Source organism: Gordonia sp. LMA484 (genome assembly GCF_058129505.1).
This window is the reverse complement of sequence record NZ_CM176700.1, coordinates 4,269,430-4,286,527: the sequence shown is the minus strand read 5'-3', so window position 1 is coordinate 4,286,527 and position 17,098 is coordinate 4,269,430. Positions and strand designations below refer to the sequence as shown.

Genomic DNA, 17,098 nt, shown 5'->3' with positions numbered 1-17,098 from the left:
AGGCGGGCCGAGAAAGCTCAGGCGAGCGTGCGGGCCGTCGGCTCGGTGATGGTGACGTCGCCGGTTGCGGGCGCGTCGTCGGTGAGTTCCGGCGAGAGCGGAGCACCGTACCGTTCGACCTCGATCTGCTGCAGAGTCTTGCCCTGCGTCTTCGGAGCCCAGATGGCGCCGATGACCAGTGCGATGGTGAGTAGGCCGACCAGCAGGGTGCCGACGGTTGTGAGTCCGGTGGCGGCCAGCATCGTCGGGAAGAAGTAGCTGAGCAGGCCGGTGGCGGCGCGGACGACGAAGAACATGACGCCCTGGGCGCTGGCCCGGTACGGCGTGGCGAACATCTCGCTCGCCCAGAGGCTGTAGAAGGCCTGAGCGCCGATGCCGGACGAGATGCCCCACAGGATGGCGAAGATCAGCATGGTGGCGATGCCGCTGTCGGTGAAGGTGACCAGGACGATCCAAGCCACGATGCCCAGGGCGGCGCCGAAGATGTAGAGGGCGCGCTGGGAGACGCGGTCGGCGTAACGCATGAAGCCGAAGTAGGTCGCGAGGACGGTGCATCCCCAGACCAGCACCTGCAGCAGGTTCTGCTGGACGGCGCTGTGCAGGCCGGCCGTCTCGTACACACGCGGCATGAAGATGCCCGCCTGGCCGGCGACGGTGTTCCAGAACAGGTAAATGCCGCCCAGGAACAGCAGTGCGGTGATGTTGATCTTGCGGGAGAACAACCCCTTCACGCCGCGGGCGCCGACCGACGAGGCCATCTCGCGGGTCTCGTTGACCGACTCGTCCTTCCAGATCTTGGACTCCTGCAGGCCCTGGCGAATCCACCAGACGACGGCGGCGACCACGAACAGATGCAGGAAGATGAGGCGCGACCCGAGCAGACCCAGCGGGGCGAGTGCGGCGGCGAGCGCGAAACCGATCAGTGGCCCGACGGACCAGGCCAACTGTGCCGTGCCGACGTGCTTGGCGCGTTCGACCGATGGCGCCTGCTCGGCGATGTAGGTCCACGACGCGGGTACGCCGGCGCCGACCGCAAGGCCGGTGATCACGAAAGCTGCGAGCAGCATGCCGAAGTTCAAGGCAAAGGCTGCGATGAGAACGCCGACCATGTAGACCAGCAGGTCGTAGGTGTAAATCGCCTTGCGGCCGAACCGGTCGCACAGGGGACCGCCGATGGCGGCACCGATCGCAGCGCCGAAGGCGTTGGCGGACAGCGCCGCGAGCAGACCCACGGCGAAGTTGCTGATGCCGAACTGGTCCTGCCAGAACGTCAGGCTGGTCGCGATGGCGATGATCGAGCCGGCCTCGATGTAGTTCGACATGGCGACCGAGATGGTCGCCCGCCAGCCGGTGGTGGAGCGTGCTCCAACTTTCATGGTGTGTTCCTTGCCTTGATCTCAGTAGAGAGGGTGCGGTCGGTGAAGGTCAAGCGAGGGGTCGGGGTGATGTCGCCTCCGATCGGGTCAGTCGAGGTGGAAGTACTCGATGAGTTCAGTGCGGATGGTGTCGGGATTCGCGCCGGCGGTGTCGGCCGCAGCGCTCGGCGGCAGGAAGTACTCGGCCATGTGGGCCTGCCACCGCGTGTTGATGTCGGTGGCCTGCATGGCTTTGGTGGTCTGCTCGAAGTCGTCGGTCTCGACGTAGCCGACCACCAGGCCGTCCTCGGGGCGCAGGAACAGCGAGTAGTTGTGCCACCCGGTCTCGCGCAGCGCGTCGAGCATCTCGGGCCAGACGGTGGTGTGGGCCTCGAGGTAGTCGTCGACGCGGTCGGGGCGCAGCTGTAGCAGGAAGCATGCGCGTTGGCGGTCGGTCATTGCTGCTCCTCGGTCGGGCATTGCCACTCTTTGTTCCATCTATTGAAACGTTTCAATTTGTGATTGCGGCAACAATGCCACAGCCGTGTGATGGCGTCAAGCCTTCGCGGTTCGGTCGGGGTCGGCCGATACCTGGTGGGTCGTGGTGGCGGCCCTTCGTGACGCTCGCAAGCTCGCTCCTCAGGGACCGGGGGTGACGCTGGCTCGCTCCTCAGGGACCGGGGGTGACGCTGGCTCGCTCTTCAGGGACCGGGGGTGACGTCGGCTCGCTCTTTACGGACCGGGGGTGACGCTGGCTCGCTCTTCAGGGACCGGGGGTGACGTCGGCTCGCTCTTTACGGACCGGGGGTGACGTTGGCGCGCTCTTTACGGACCGGCGGTGACGTTGGCGCGCTCTTTACGGACCGGGGGACGTGCAAGCTCGCTCTTCCGGGACCGGCGGGACGTGCAAGCTCGCTCCTCAGGGACCCGGTGGGGGCGGGCGCGCAGGTTCGGGACCGGTGGGGTTTGCAGGCTCGGTTTTCGGGACCGGCGAGGTGTCAGCCGAGGAGTCGACCACTCAGCTCGGCCACCACCTCGTGCGGCTGACCGAACAGCTGCGCGCTGCCGTGGGCGCGTTTGAAATACAGCGAGATGTCGTGTTCGGCGGTGATGCCGATGCCGCCGTGCAGCTGGATGCCTTCGCCGGTGACCTGGGCGAACGTTTCCGAGCAGTAGATGTGCGCAGCAGCGGCGAGGTCGTCGGCGTCGGGGGCGCCGCTGGTGATCGCGGCGATCGCCGCTCGCGAGATCGAGCGGGCGGTCTCCACGGATGCGTACATATCGGCCATCCGGTGCTTCAGCGCCTGGAACGAACCGATGGTCCGGCCGAACTGCTTGCGTGATCTCGTGTACTCGACGGTCAGCTCGAGGGCCGCCTCCGCGCCACCGACCTGCTCGGCCGACAGCAGCGCCCAGGCGACCGACCGCAACCGTGCGGGCAGGTCCGGGCCGGACCCGATGGACGTGGCGGGCGCCTCATCGAAGGTGACACGCGAGAGCGGGCGGCTGGGATCGACGACGGGCAGGGGTGCGACCGCAACCCCTTCGGCGTCGGAGTCGACCGCATGCAGGGTGATCGCATCGCCATGGCCCGCCAGCACCACCAGTAGATCCGCCGACTCTGCGTCGGTCACGTAGTCGGCCGTGCCGGTCAGCAATCCGGCGTCGGCGGTGACGCCGGGACGATCCCAGCCGGCGGGCGACGCCCAGCACACCGTCGCGATGCGCTCACCGGCTGCGATGGCCGGCAGCAGGCTCCGGCTCGTGTCGTCGTCGTCTGCGATCAGGATGGCCGCGGTCGCCAGAGCCGTGGAGAACACCGGCACCGGACTCAACGTTCGGCCGAGTTCCTCGAGAACGGCGGCGGTTTCGACGAAGGACGCGCCGGCGCCGCCGGCGTCGTCGGGAATCGGCAGTGCCGCGACACCGATCTCTGTGCACAGGGTGTTCCAGAGGGCGCGGTCGAGGCGAGGGGTCGCGCGCATCGCGGAGCGGGCCGCCGAGGAACCGGCGCGACGTCGGACGAGGTCGCGGATGGATTCTGCGAGTGCGTCCCGCTCTTCCGCGGAGATCGGGGCGACGGCTTGCGAAATGGTCACAGCGACTCCAGAACCCGCTGCCGTAACACCGCCGGTGTGCCCCAGGCGGTCAGCAGCGCACGTGTTTTGGTGAGGTACAGCGAGAGGTCGTGCTCGGTGGTGTAGCCGATGGCGCCGAGAACCTGCAACGATCGTCGGGACGCGAGATAGGCGGCGTCGCCGGCGGCGACCTTCGCAGCGGCGATGTCGCGGCGGACGTCGGTGCCTTCCGCTACCAGCCCGTCGATTCCGAGCGCGGCGGCATGTACGAGCGGACGGGCCATCTCGACGGCGATCGCGACGTCGGCCAGGTGGTGTTTGACGGCCTGGAAAGAGCCGATCGCGCGGCCGAACTGCGTGCGCGCCTGTGCGTAGTCCGCGGCCAGCGACAGCATGGCGCCGGCCATGCCCAGGAGCTGGGCGGCACAGGCCAGGATGCCGATGTCGACGGCGTCGTCGATTCCCACGCCGTCGGCGAGGACCTCATCCGGACTCAGCTCAGCAAGCCGGCGAGTGGGATCGACGGTGGCGACCGGATCGCCCACGGTGGCCGTGCTCAAGACGCCGTCACGCACGAGGTAGGCCGTGTCGGCGACGGGCGCGAGGGGAGCGATCGGTGGGATCGCACAGGTCGCCAACGCACCTTCGGCGAGCGCCTCGAGCCGTTCGCCCGCGACGTCGGCCGACCGCAACAGCACCGGCAGCACCGCGATGCTCTCCACCACGGGGCCGGGCAGGGCGTGCCGCCCGATCTGCTCCATCGCGACGACCATCTCGATCGCACCCGCCGAGGAACCTCCTGACGACTCGTCGATCAGCAGCCCGTTGACGCCGGTCTCGGCGAGTGCCGCGAACACCTCGGTGACCGGGCCGCGATCGCCGCCGGCCCACGCTCGGGCGCGAGCCGGGATGTCGGCCTTCGTCAGGAGGGCGTCGACGGTGGAGGCGAGGTCGTCGTGCACATCGGAGAGAAGGAATTCCATGGTGTCACCTGTCCCCACGCGGCAGGCCGAGCAGGCGTTCCGCGATGACGTTGCGTTGGATCTCGTTGGTACCGGCGTAGATCGGTCCGGACAATGAGAAGAGGTAGCCGTCCATCCAGGCGTCGTCGAGTTCGGCATCGGTGCACTGCAGATCCAGAGCCGTCTCATGGGCGGCGATGTCCCACTGCGACCAGAAGACCTTGTTGATCGACGACTCCATGCCCAGCTGCCCGCCGGCGGCGAGGCGGCTCACGGTCTGGTACGTGGACAACTCGTAGGCGCGCGCACCGATCCACGCGTCGGCCACTCGCGCATCGGTGTTCGCGGTGGCCCACACGCCGTCACGGTTGCGCTTCCACAGGTCGACCAGTCGATCGGTGGTGGCCAGGAATCGGCCCGGGGAGCGCAGTGAGAGCCCGCGTTCGTTGGCGGCGGTACTCATGGCGACCTTCCAGCCGTTGTCGACCTTCCCGATCACACCTGAGTTGCCAGGGTCGGCAGGGTCATCCGGTACGAAGACGTTTTCGAGAAACAGTTCGGCGAATCCGGCCTCGCCATCGAGTTGCGCGATCGGCCGCACCGTGACACCCGGGCCGCGCAGATCGAACATGAAATAGGTCAGACCCTTGTGCCGGACTGCCTCTTTGTCGGTACGGAACAGTCCGAACGCCCAGTCTGCGAAGCTCGACCGCGAGCTCCAGGTCTTCTGTCCGTTGAGAATCCAGCCGCCGTCGGTGCGGGTGGCGCTCGACCGCAACGAGGCGAGGTCGCTGCCCGCCTCCGGCTCGCTCCACGCTTGACCCCAGATGTCGTCGGCGCGGGCCATCCGCGGCAGGATGCGGGCGAGCTGGTCGGGATGTGCGTGCTCGAACAGGGTAGGGGCGAGCAGGAAGATGCCGTTCTGGCTGACCCTCCCCGGCGCGCCCGATCGGTAGTACTCCTCTTCGAAGATCACCCAGTGCAGCAACGGGACGTCGCGGCCGCCGTACTCCTCCGGCCAGCTCACCACCGACATGCGGTCGGCGGCCATGGTGCGTTCCCATTCGCGGTGCGCCTCGAAGCCGTCGGCGGTGTCCATCGACGGAAGTGGTTGGGCCGGAACATGGTCGGTCAACCAGGCCCGGACCTCAGCGCGGAACGCGGTGGCCGCGTCGTCGAAGAAGAGATCCATGTCAGCTCCCCTGCGCGGCGGTGGCAGTCGGCCCGGCCGCTGCGCTCCCGGCGCCGGAGGCCTTCATCGACTTCGCATCCATGCCGCCGAGTGAGTCGCCGCCGTCCTCGGCGTTGGCCGCGTGGGCGAAGTGATGCCAGCCGAACACCGAATCCATCGAGTTGCGCAACCCCATCTGGTCCTCGCAGATATTGACGGCCTTCTTACTGAGGAACAGACCCTGCATCGGCATGGCGACCATCTTCTCCGCGATCGCATCGACCTTGGCGGACAACTCGTCTCGGGGAACGACATGGTTGACCATGCCCCACTCGGCCGCCTGGGAAGCGGTGAACCGTTCGCCGGTGAACAGGATCTCCTTGGCGCGGCGGGTGCCCAATGCGTAGGCGTGGGCGAAGTATTCGACGCCGGGAATGCCCATGCGGGCCACCGGGTCGGAGAAGAAGGCGTCGTCGGAGGCGACGATGAAGTCGCAGATCCACGCAAGCATCAGGCCACCGGCGATGCAGGCGCCGTGGACCTGGGCGATGAGCGGTTTGGGCATCTCCCGCCAGCGTCGGCACATCCCCATGTAGACCTCGATCTCGCGGGCCAGACGTTGATCTGCCCCGGATTTGTCGGTGTGGTCCCAATGCAGGGTCGCGACGTTGTCGTAGAAGGTGTCGAAGTCGCGTTCCGGGGTGCCGATGTCGTGGCCGGCGGAGAAATGCTTACCGTTCGCGCGCAACACGACGACCTTGACCGCTGCATCGTCGACGGCCTTGCGGAACGCCGCATCCAGCGAATACGTCATCACCGAGTTCTGCGCATTGCGGTAGTCGGGACGATTCAGGGTCACGTAGGCAACGGCGCCCTCGGGTCCACCGACCTCGTAGGCGACCGGAGACGAATCCGGCCCAAGGTCGTCGGGGCCGAGTGCAGGCGGGATGACGGCGTCGCTCATGTCCCCGAGCGTAACCTAGCAAGTGCTTGGTTGGTAGTCGGGTGTCCGCGTGGTGGGGGAATCCGGGGCCTCGCGCCGACCTCCGAGTGCCGGCCCGACGCCGCGAAGGGTCCGGCTCGGAAGACCGGGCCGGACCCTGCACCTGACCACCAAAGGTCTGCTGTCAGCTGGTGGTTCCGGACGACCCCGAATCCGAACCGGAGCTCGCACCCGGGCCGGTCCCGGCATCAGTGGCCGAACCCGACCCCGAACTGGAGCCGGTTCCGGAGTCCGAGCTCGAGTCGGGGCCGGAATCCGAGTCCGTCTCGCCGCCACTCGTGCTGGACGAGGTGCCACTGGACTCGGAGTCGCTGGTCGACCCGGTCCCACCCGAGTCGGCCGGGTCGCTCGAACCGTTCGCGTCGGTGGAACCGGTGTCCGACGAGGAACTGGTGGCGGGCCCGCCGGTCGTCGATCCGCCCGGCGAGCGGGTTTGTGCAGACTGGTCCTCCGTCACCCCGGTGGTTTCGGACGGCGGCGGGCTGATCGGGGATTCGGTTGTGGCGGAGACGGATTCCGAGCCTGTCGGGGTGCCGCTGAGCGGTGCGTCGGTGGTCGTTTTCCCGGCCGTGGCGGATTGTGCCTCTGCGTCGTCGGGGGCGGTCGATGAACCGACGTCGAACGTCACCGCTTTGACTGCCGGGCCGGCGTCCGCCGGGGCATCGCTCGACGGCGTCGTCGATGTGGTCGGTGCCTCGGCGCCGCCGAGGAGGGTGGTCAACATAGCGTTCACGTCGGTGCTGCTCGTGGAGTCGCTCAGGGTCGGGAAGTGCAGGCCCGCCAGAGGCGGCACCGGCTTGCCGTTCTTTCCGTCCCAGCCGTCGCCGAGCAAGGCCCCGATGGTCTGCGACATCCCTTCGAGAGCGCCGATCGGCCCGACCGCGTTCCCCGGGATGTCCAAGGTGATGGGCACGCCGAGGGCGTCGGTGGTGACGTTCATTCCGACACTGTTCAGTATCGAGCCGCCCGGAGCGGTGAGTTCGCCCGCGTCGCCGAGATCGTAGGAGCCGCGGCCGATGCTGCCCGGTGTGAACAAGCCGCCGAACGCGATGTCGAGGCTGTTGAGTGTGGTGGAGCCCAGCAGGCCGGAATCGTTGATCAGCGGTGTCAAGGCGGTGAGGTCGAGGGTCGCTCCGTTGAAGAAGGAGCCGATCACATCGGCCGGTGTCGCCCACACGTCGGCGAATGCGGCATCCATGTCCCCGGCCTGGATCGCGCCGGCGATGGTGATGGCGCTGTTGAGGGTGGCCACGGCCGGGCTGATGAACGGCCCTGCAACGCCGATGAGGACGCCACTCAGTGGCGATGCCAACACGTTCATGACCGTTGCGATGACCGAGGGATCGATACCGCCGGACGGCAGGAACCGGGGGAGGAGCTGCAGGATCAGGCCGTGCAGGCCGTCGACGGTGTGATTGGTGACCGTGCTGGTGGTGTCCGCGTCGGCGCCGATCAGCGTCAACCCGGTCAGTACCGCTTCCAGATTGCTGCGCATCGCAGCCACCACCGCATCGGCGTTCGACGGATCGTCGAGGAGTTGCTGCAGAAAGTCGGCCTGATTCACGATCGCCTGTTGTAGAGGCAATCCCGGCGCCAGGAAGAAGTTTCCGGCGAGTGTCGAGGCATTGGTCGATGCGGTGTTGAACGCATCGACGTAGGGCTGTGACAGCTCCGCCGCGAGTCGGACCGCTGCCGCGTCCGGCGCCCGGTACGCCGCCGGTATCTCGGTGTGGAGGGCCGGAGTGAGGGCCAGGAGGCCGGCGCCGGCGAGTGCGACTCCAGTGGTGATCCAGGGACGTTGGGTTGTCTGGTCGACGTCGGCGTTGACGCAGGCTGAACGCGGCACGACTGCTCCTTCGTTTTGTTGCCTAACTAAACGTTGGCTGAACGTAAGCTGAGCGGCGCTCAGAAAGGGGTGGTTTGGCGAAAAATAGTTTCCTTGCGCAACCACTGATCGCTACCGCTCGCAGGGTCCGCGGGTGGTGAAGGCCCAGGTCGGGCCGATCTTTTCCGTTCTATCGTTAAACCAGGTTTCGAGATCATTTCCTGACCGGGCGGTAAGGTCTGATAGCTGTCAACCCTGACGGAGGTCTCAAGTTCGCATTGAGACTTTTGTATGCGTTTGCGGATGCTGCTCGGAGTCGAGCGCCTGACGTCCGAGTAAGCGATTCGCAAAAACATCGGTGCCCAAACGGTTTTCGGGTAGTGTCGCTCACTGCTCGCGGCCGGCACCGGCCGTCAATTGCGAGTTCACGATGGTGAGGTGACGAATGTCCAAGCACACACCCCCCGGCGAGGCGACCCTGCTGGACCTGTTACGAGAGCGCGCCCAGACCTATGGCGACAAGCTCGCGTTCGGATTCTCCTACGACGGCGACGGCTGCGGCGGCGTCGAGCTGACCTACCGCGAGCTGGACCTCAGGGCGCGGTCGATTGCGGCCGGTCTGCAGGAGCAAGGTGCAGCCGGGGAGCGTGTGTTGGTCCTGTGCCGGCCGGGTCTGGATCACATCGCCGGGTACTTCGGGTGCATCTATGCCGGGGCAGTCGCCGTTCCGGTGCACGAGCGACTGGCTCCACGCCTGTCCTCGGTGGTTCCCGATGCGCGAGCGCGTTTCGTGTTGGGCGTCAGCGAAACACACGAAGGCATCAGGACCGCTCTGGAGGCGCTCGGACAGGGCAGGGACCTACAGTGGGCCCTGATGGATGGGGCACCCACCGCCGCGGATCGCTGGGTGATGCCGGACATCGACGGCACCACAACGGCCATGGTGCAGTACACATCTGGGTCCACCACGGCGCCGAAGGGTGTCGTTCTGACCCATGGCAACCTGCTGCGCAACCTGGAGGCCATCCGAGAGTCCTGGCCGGGTGGCGACACCGACGTCGCTTGCTTCTGGCTACCGTCGCACCACGATATGGGCCTCATCGGTGGGGTCCTCTCGATGATCCACCTCGGGACCACCACGCACCTCATGTCGCCCACCGCCTTCGTCAAGCGGCCCATGGCATGGATGGAGGCGTTGTCACGACACCGCGCCACCTACACGGTCGCGCCGAACTTCGCCTTCGACCTCTGCGTCGAGCACAGCACCGCGCAGGAGCGTGCGGCGCTGGACTTGTCGAGCCTGCGGACTGTCATGAACGGGGCCGAACCCGTACAGGCGGCATCACTGCAGTCATTCGCAACCGCATTCGCCCCCGCCGGTTTTCGGGCGGAAGCCTTCTCTGCCGTCTACGGACTGGCCGAGGCCACACTGATGGTGTCGGGAGGGTCGGATTCCGATCTTCCGCTGGTCGCCCACATCGACCGGGAGGCACTGAATCTGGACCGTATTGCCGATGGCGTCCCGGGTGACCGGTCCGTGGCCGTGGTCGGATGCGGGCAACCTCGAGGCGGGCAGGTGGCCATCGTGAATCCGGTCACCCGGCGTCGCTGCGAGGCGAACGAGGTCGGTGAGATCTGGTTCGCCGGACCCAGTGTTGGTCAGGGGTACTGGGGCAGGCCCGACGAGTCGGAGCACGCATTTGCCGCGTCGATAGAGGAGACATCCGAGGGGCCGTTTCTGCGAACCGGCGACCTCGGTTTCCTGGCGCGAGGAGAACTCTTCATCACCGGACGAATCAAGGACCTCATCGTGATCCGCGGTGGCAACCACTATCCCAACGACGTCGAGCTGACGGTGCAGCGATGCCATCCTGCGCTGCTGTCGGGCAGGGGTGCGGCCTTCGCCTTCACCCCGGGGCTACGGCAGGTCGAAGAACTCGTCATCGTCCAGGAAGTGGCCCGCGACCGAATCGACGAGACCGAGTGCGCCGCGACGATAGACGACATCCGGGCTGCGGTTGCCGAACGATACGGACTCCACGCCCACTCGGTGCTGCTTGTCGACCGCTCCACGATTCCCACCACCTCCAGCGGCAAGATCCAGCGAGGCCAGTGTCGTCAGCATTTCCTCGACGGAAAGCTACAACCGATCGCGAAGTGGCAGAAGCCGGCGGCGACCGAAGACCTGATCAGGGCCGGGCAGTTCGAGAAAGCGGTGGCGGCTGCGGAATTGGTGAGAGTGGCGCTGACGCAACGGTCGCGTGCGGATGCGCCGAGCTGAAGTCGTCGACGACACCTGCGGATCGGACGATCTCAGCGCAAATAAGCCGACAAGCGGTTGGCGGCGGACTTCGTGGCTTCGGCCAGCCTGTGCAGGTGTTCGACGGGGAGGGTCGCGTTCGGACACGCAACGAGGGAGGCGACCACATGCCCGGCCTCGTCGAAGACGGGGGCGCCGATGGTGACCGCGGCGACCTCGCCCTCCAGCTCGCTCGGCAGGTAGTCGATGTCGGACAACTCGGTCAACAGATCGCCCACGCGTGTACGTAGCCGGTCCGACACCGCGTCGAGTGATCCCAGCGCCTCGATCATCGCCATGTGATCGTCGGTCATCCGCTCGATCGAGTAACCGCGTTCGGCGACGACCGTCAGGACCGTGCTCAGGCGGGTCCGGATCGCCTCGGGTGCTTGTCCGATCCAGGCGGACCGGACGGCGGCCGGCTCATGGGCGATGAACTCCCGGCAGATGGGTGGGCGAAGCCGGATTCGTCGGCCGTGACGGAACCATGGTGAGGTGCCGCCGTCATCGACGAACGATTCGGGGATGGCGTGGTCGGCCACGGTGACCTCGTTGGGCGAGGTACGTCGCGCCACGAAGCAGGCGATCCCGAACCGCTTGCTGAGTTCGCGGGCGCTCGCCGCGGCCCAGCGGTTCAGATGGTCGGCGCCGTCGGCGGTGCGCGCGAGGGCCACGAAGCCCGGCCCGATCCCGTAGGCGCCGGTCACGGGATCTCGGAGTACCCAGCCCTGCTCGACAAGTTCGACGACGATTGCGTGGGCCGTGGCACGCGAGAGTCCGATGTGGCGGACAATTTCAGCAAGCGTCAGCGGGCCTCGGTCCGGATCGGTGAGTAGTTCGATGATGCGGACCACGCGAGCCGTGGGAGGAGACGCGTGCGTGCGCGATGATTGACTCGCGCCGGACGGTTCACCTACGGTCTGTGTCACATAGTCAATACTGAGTGTCGAATATTCGACATGTCAAGGAGATGGAATGGTGCCGAGCACGACCGACGCGAGAGATCGACGTGCGCATCACGGGTATGAGCTGACGCATCTCGAGGCGCTGGAGGCCGAATCCGTTCACATCATGCGCGAGGTGGCCGCCACGTTTGAGCGGCCCGTGTTGCTGTTCTCCGGCGGCAAGGACTCGGTGGTCATGTTTCATCTCGCCAAGAAGGCGTTCTGGCCCGCGCCGGTACCGTTCCCTTTGATGCACGTCGACACCGGCCACAACTTCGACGAAGTGATCGAATACCGCGATCGAGTCGTCGAAGAGACGGGCGTCCGCCTGGTGGTGAGTTCGGTCCAGGATGACATCGACGCCGGGCGGGTGGTCGAGGACACCGGACCGGGTGGCAGTCGCAATCGCCTGCAGACAACCGCCCTGCTGCGCGGCATCACCGAGAACCGGTTCGATGCCGTCTTCGGCGGTGCCCGTCGCGACGAGGAGAAGGCCCGCGCGAAGGAGCGCGTCTTCAGCTTCCGTGACGAGTTCGGCGCCTGGGATCCCCGAGCCCAACGTCCCGAGCTCTGGCACCTCTACAACGGCCGCCACCACAAGGGTGAGCACATCCGGGTTTTCCCGCTCAGCAACTGGACCGAACTCGACATCTGGCAGTACATCGGGGCCGAGGACATCGAACTGCCACCCATCTATTACGCCCACGAACGTGAAGTGATCCCGCGTGACGGGATGCTGCTCGCGAAGACAAGATTTCTGCAGGAGTATCCCGGCGAGGAGACCAGGACCGAGTTGGTCCGATTCCGCACCGTCGGCGACGCGACCTGTACCGGCTGTGTGCTCAGCGACGCCGACACCATCGAGAAGGTCATCGCCGAAATCGAGATCACCCGGGTCACCGAACGTGGGGCGACCCGGGCCGATGACCGTATCTCGGAGGCGGGTATGGAGGATCGGAAGAAGGAAGGGTACTTCTGATGGGCGCCGGGAACGAAGTGAGCGGGCCCGGTGTGATGGGCGCCGGGAACGAAGTGAGCGGGCCCGGTGTGATGGGCGCCGGGAACGAAGTGAGCGGGCCTCGTCGAGGCGCCAAGGAACTGCTCCGCCTGGCAACGGCCGGCTCGGTCGACGACGGCAAGTCCACCCTGATCGGCCGACTGCTGTTCGACTCGAAGGCGATCTTCGCCGATCAGCTCGAATCCATCGAACGCACCAGCGCCGAACGCGGTGACGAATATGCGAATCTCGCGCTGCTGACCGACGGGTTGCGGGCCGAGCGCGAGCAGGGCATCACGATCGATGTCGCCTACCGGTATTTCGCCACGCCGAAGCGCAAGTTCATCATCGCCGATACCCCCGGGCATGTGCAGTACACCCGCAACATGGTGACCGGCGCGTCGACTGCCGACCTCGCGATCATCCTCATCGACGCGCGCAAGGGAGTGCTCGAACAAACCCGTCGGCACGCGTTTCTCTCGACCCTTCTGGGTATCCCGCACTTGACGATCTGCGTCAACAAGATGGATCTCGTCGACTGGTCGCAGGAGCGGTTCGACGAGATCTGCGATGACTTCGTGGCTTTCGCCGCCAAACTGAACGTCACCGACCTGACATTCATACCGTTGTCGGCGCTGGCCGGTGACAACGTGGTCGAGCAATCGGCGAACATGCCCTGGTACGAGGGCCGTCCGCTCCTGAATCATCTGGAGAACGTCTACCACGCGTCGGACCGCAATCTCATCGACGCGCGGATGCCGGTGCAGTACGTCATCCGGCCACAGCGCAGCGACGGCGCCGATCACCGCGCCTATGCCGGTACGGTGGCCGGCGGGGTGTTCTCTCCCGGCGATGAGATTGTCGTGTTGCCAAGTGGATTCAGTACCACGATCACCGAGATCTGGGGTCCCGGAGGTAGCAAGGTCGACGAGGCGTTTGCGACCATGGCCGTCTCGATCGAACTCGCCGACGAGATCGACATCGTTCGTGGAGACATGCTGGCACGACCCAACAACCGCCCCTACGTCGGCCGCGATCTCGACGCCATGGTGTGCTGGTTCTCCGACGACACCGAACTTCGCCCCGGGAACCGCTACCAGATGATGTGTGGCACCCGCATGACCCGGGCGCAGGTGAGCGGCCTGAACTACCGTCTCGATGTGAACACGCTGCACCGTGACGAAGAGGCGAAGACGCTGGGGCTCAACGAGATCGCGCGCGTCGCCCTGCACACTCAGCAGCCGGTGATGTTCGACTCCTACCGGAAGAATCGGGAAACCGGAAGCTTCATCCTGATCGACGAGGCCACCAACAAGACGGTTGGCGCCGGCATGATCACCGCACCGGTCAGCAAGGACAGTCACGTCGTGTGGCAGACCACCAAGGTGGGTCGGGAGCAGCGGACTCATCAGGGTGCCACCATCTGGTTGACCGGTCTGTCCGGATCGGGAAAGTCGGCGCTGGCCGTCGAACTGGAGCGGCGCCTGGTCGCCGAGAGCCGGCCGGCCTACCTGATGGACGGCGACAATCTGCGGCACGGACTCAACGCCGATCTCGGTTTCTCCGATGACGATCGCCGCGAGAACATCCGTCGCACCAGTGAGGTCGCGGCGTTGTTCGCCGATGCGGGCGCGGTGGCCATCGTCTCGTTGATCAGCCCGTTCGCCGAGGAACGTCAGCGTGCGCGGGAGATTCACGCCGAGCGTCGGCTGCCGTTCTACGAGATCTTCATCGACACCCCGCTGGAGGTCTGCGAGGAAAGGGACCCCAAGGGCCTGTATGCGAAGGCGCGCCGAGGTGAGATCAGTCAGTTCACCGGGATCGACTCGCCATATGAACGTCCTGTCACCCCCGACATCGTCGTGACACCATCGGACGGGTCGCCCCTCGAGGTGGCCGAATCGGTCATCCGCAACCTGGGACTGTAGGAGACGAAGTGTCGGACGATCGCGTCCTCGCCGGCGAGTTGGCCACTGCCGCCGGAGAATTGCTCATGGACATCCGTGCCGAGAGCGGCTTGACCGGAAAGGAACTCGGCAAGGCCGGCGATCTGCGGTCCAACGAGTTGCTGTTGGCCAGGCTGGCCGCGAGGCGACCCGCCGACGCTGTGCTCTCGGAGGAATCAGCCGATGACAAGAACCGGTTGTCGGCGGACCGGGTGTGGATCATGGATCCGGTTGACGGTACCCGCGAATACGGCACCGAAGGGCGCACCGACTGGGCGGTGCACGTGGCGCTGTGGTCCGCCGACAGCGGGCTGATAGCGGGTGCGGTGGCGCTCCCGGCGCTCGGTGTCACCTACGTCGATGACGCACAGCCCGTGGAGCCGATCGACGGATTGGCGACCGCGCCGAAGGGTCAGCTACCCAGGGTGGTGGTGAGTGCCTCACGGCCACCGGAGTTCTCGCAGGCCGTGGCCGATGCCATCGGTGGCGAGGTGTTGCAGATGGGGTCGGCAGGCGCCAAGGCGATGGCCGTCGTCCGCGGCGAAGCGGATGCGTATGTCCACGCCGGCGGGCAGTACGAGTGGGACTCGGCGGCACCCGTCGCGGTGGCGCAGGCAAAAGGGTTGTGGTGCGGCCGGATCGACGGATCGCCACTTGTCTACAACCGCGACGACACCTATCTCCCGGATCTGGTGATCTGCCGTCCGGAACTGCGGGAGAAGATCATCGGAGTGACGTCGGCGTTCGCGTGACCTGGACTCTGAGTGGGCTTGCGAGCAACCTCGGTCCCTGAGGAGCGAGCTTGCGAGGATGCGTCGCCTATCGGTCCCTGAGGAGCGAGCTTGCGAGCGTCACGAAGGGCCGACCCAACGCGTGCGACCCTTCGCCAGCGCTTCGGGTCTCCTCAGGAATCGGGTGGGGACTTGCGACGGCTCCGACTCGACAGGGACCGAATCAAGTCGATGTCACCCTCGATCAGCGCCTCCTTCTTGCGACGCGACCAGCCGTGAATACGGCGCTCGATGGCGTACGCGTCGGCTACGGTGTCCAGCTCGGCGTACCAGACGAGCTTTAGCGGCCTGCGAGTGGAGGTGAATCCGATCTGCGCGGTGTGGTGTTCGTCCATCCGACGTTCGAGATCGCGTGTGCTGCCGACGTAATACTTCTTGTCGGCGCACTCGAGGAGATATACCCAAGGCATGCAGCCATTCTGGGTGTGATCGGGCGGCGAGAAACGAGACGCTGGTCAACTGTGGATAACCGCGAGCTGTTTGGTGCGATGTGGATTGCCCTTCGTGACGCTCGCAAGCTCGCTCCTCAGGGACCGGGGTGGGACGCTCGCAAGCTCGCTCCTCAGGGACCGGGGTGGGTCGCTCGCAAGCTCGCTCCTCAGGGACCGGGGTGGGTCGCTCGCAAGCTCGCTCCTCAGGGACCGGGGTGGGGTCACCCATTCCTCGGGACGGTGGTGCCCCGACTTCGATCCCTGAGGAGGTTCGGAGCGCTAGCGTAGGGCCGTCACGAAGGGGCCCTTCGTGACGCATCCTCGCAAGCTCGGAGGCTCCTCAGGGACCGGGTGGTGATGCATCCTCGCAAGCTCGGAGGCTCCTCAGGGACCGGGTGGTGATGCATCCTCGCAAGCTCGGAGGCTCCTCAGGGAGCGGGTGGGCCCGCTTCCTCGCAGGCGTCCCTGTGATCGGGTGCGTGGCGCATCCCGGTCAGGGGAGGTCGACCTTGGAGGCCAGCCAGCGGCCGTCGATCAGGTCCATGGTCATCACCACTCTGCTGCGGTCGATCCGGGGTTCGGGGGTGGACGCGTTCTTCACGTTCTGGTCGATGAACAGCAGGACCACCACCTTGTCCTTGGCCGCGGACTGGATGCCCGACTCGATGACCTTGCCCTGCGCGTCCGCCTTGTTGTCGACCAGCAGCTGACGAAGCTGCGCACTCGACTTGGCGTACATGTCCTTGAATTCTCCTGTGGCACCACCGAGTACGGTTGCGAAGTCCTTGTCCACGCTGTCGGCGCTGACGCTGGTCAGAGACACCGCGTACTGCTCGGCCGCCGACTGCGCGGCAACGGCTGCGTTGTGAATGTCGCGGTCCTGCTTCCACTCCCAGCCGAACCAAGTCGCGAGGCCGACGCCTGCGATGGCAACGAGCGTGACAGCGGCGGCGAGGACCCGGCCGGTGCGGCGACCGGTCAGCGCCGACCGCATCCGGGCGCGCCGCGTCGGTACGGCAGAGGTCACGACTTCGGGGGTGGCGTCGTCAGTCGCTGTGTCGGTAGGCGCATCTGCGCTGTCGTCGACAGTGGGGGTCGCGGTGGGCTCGGCGACGAACTCATCGGCCTCGGCGACCTCCGTAGGCGTGGACGTGGTCTCGGTATCGGCGGCGGTGCCGCGGCGCGAACTGGGCTTGGCCCCGGCGATCCGCTTGGCGGTGGAGCGTGCCGACGGTGGGCGTACCGAGGACGACTTGTGCGGTGCCGGTGTCGTGGTGGTGTTCACGATGGTCCTTT

The 17,098-nt window shown here is 66.3% G+C and carries 14 protein-coding genes; 4 read left to right on the top strand and 10 right to left on the bottom strand.

Annotated features, from left to right (window positions below):
* Positions 1–17 precede the first annotated feature (17 nt).
* The 7 genes from AC4AMJ_RS18970 to gjpA all read right to left on the bottom strand — a co-directional run bounded on the left by AC4AMJ_RS18970 (position 18) and on the right by gjpA (position 8,415).
* Complete coding sequence (locus AC4AMJ_RS18970; protein ID WP_489913897.1) at positions 18–1,376, bottom strand: MFS transporter; 1,359 nt, start codon at positions 1,374–1,376, stop codon at positions 18–20.
* Positions 1,377–1,463: 87 nt separating this feature from the next.
* On the bottom strand, positions 1,464–1,814 hold the full coding sequence (locus tag AC4AMJ_RS18965; RefSeq protein WP_489899475.1) for an L-rhamnose mutarotase: 351 nt from the start codon (positions 1,812–1,814) through the stop codon (positions 1,464–1,466).
* A gap of 539 nt (positions 1,815–2,353) precedes the next feature.
* The gene (locus AC4AMJ_RS18960) at positions 2,354–3,454 is read right to left on the bottom strand and encodes an acyl-CoA dehydrogenase family protein (RefSeq protein ID WP_489899476.1); all 1,101 of its coding nucleotides are present in this window, start codon (positions 3,452–3,454) and stop codon (positions 2,354–2,356) included.
* Positions 3,451–4,416 (bottom strand): acyl-CoA dehydrogenase family protein, encoded by a 966-nt coding sequence (locus AC4AMJ_RS18955; protein WP_489899477.1) that lies wholly within the window; start codon positions 4,414–4,416, stop codon positions 3,451–3,453. Before AC4AMJ_RS18955 ends, AC4AMJ_RS18960 begins: the two co-directional genes overlap by 4 nt.
* A gap of 4 nt (positions 4,417–4,420) precedes the next feature.
* A complete protein-coding gene (locus tag AC4AMJ_RS18950; protein WP_489913896.1) occupies positions 4,421–5,587 on the bottom strand; it encodes an acyl-CoA dehydrogenase family protein in 1,167 nt (388 codons plus the stop codon).
* Position 5,588: 1 nt separating this feature from the next.
* On the bottom strand, positions 5,589–6,530 hold the full coding sequence (locus AC4AMJ_RS18945; protein ID WP_489899479.1) for an enoyl-CoA hydratase: 942 nt from the start codon (positions 6,528–6,530) through the stop codon (positions 5,589–5,591).
* 163 nt (positions 6,531–6,693) lie between these two features.
* A complete protein-coding gene (gjpA, locus tag AC4AMJ_RS18940; RefSeq protein ID WP_489913894.1) occupies positions 6,694–8,415 on the bottom strand; it encodes an outer membrane porin GjpA in 1,722 nt (573 codons plus the stop codon).
* 424 nt (positions 8,416–8,839) lie between these two features.
* Between gjpA and AC4AMJ_RS18935 the strand changes: the two genes are divergently transcribed.
* Positions 8,840–10,675, top strand: coding sequence for a fatty acyl-AMP ligase (locus AC4AMJ_RS18935; protein WP_489913892.1), 1,836 nt, complete (start codon positions 8,840–8,842; stop codon positions 10,673–10,675).
* Positions 10,676–10,707: 32 nt separating this feature from the next.
* Here the strand turns inward: AC4AMJ_RS18935 and AC4AMJ_RS18930 are convergent, their stop codons facing one another.
* Positions 10,708–11,622 (bottom strand): IclR family transcriptional regulator, encoded by a 915-nt coding sequence (locus AC4AMJ_RS18930; RefSeq protein WP_489913891.1) that lies wholly within the window; start codon positions 11,620–11,622, stop codon positions 10,708–10,710.
* A gap of 46 nt (positions 11,623–11,668) precedes the next feature.
* Between AC4AMJ_RS18930 and cysD the strand changes: the two genes are divergently transcribed.
* From cysD to AC4AMJ_RS18915, 3 genes are all read left to right on the top strand, one after another.
* On the top strand, positions 11,669–12,616 hold the full coding sequence (gene cysD, locus AC4AMJ_RS18925) for a sulfate adenylyltransferase subunit CysD (protein WP_489899483.1): 948 nt from the start codon (positions 11,669–11,671) through the stop codon (positions 12,614–12,616).
* Between the two features lie 71 nt (positions 12,617–12,687).
* Positions 12,688–14,562 (top strand): adenylyl-sulfate kinase, encoded by a 1,875-nt coding sequence (gene cysC / locus AC4AMJ_RS18920; RefSeq protein ID WP_489918465.1) that lies wholly within the window; start codon positions 12,688–12,690, stop codon positions 14,560–14,562.
* A gap of 8 nt (positions 14,563–14,570) precedes the next feature.
* On the top strand, positions 14,571–15,332 hold the full coding sequence (locus AC4AMJ_RS18915; RefSeq protein WP_489913889.1) for a 3'(2'),5'-bisphosphate nucleotidase CysQ: 762 nt from the start codon (positions 14,571–14,573) through the stop codon (positions 15,330–15,332).
* 152 nt (positions 15,333–15,484) lie between these two features.
* Here the strand turns inward: AC4AMJ_RS18915 and AC4AMJ_RS18910 are convergent, their stop codons facing one another.
* Together AC4AMJ_RS18910 and AC4AMJ_RS18905 are read right to left on the bottom strand one after the other, a co-directional pair.
* Complete coding sequence (locus AC4AMJ_RS18910) at positions 15,485–15,781, bottom strand: GIY-YIG nuclease family protein (protein WP_489913888.1); 297 nt, start codon at positions 15,779–15,781, stop codon at positions 15,485–15,487.
* 514 nt (positions 15,782–16,295) lie between these two features.
* Positions 16,296–17,087, bottom strand: a complete 792-nt coding sequence (locus AC4AMJ_RS18905; RefSeq protein WP_489913886.1) for an Rv1363c family protein — start codon at positions 17,085–17,087, stop codon at positions 16,296–16,298.
* Positions 17,088–17,098 lie beyond the last annotated feature (11 nt).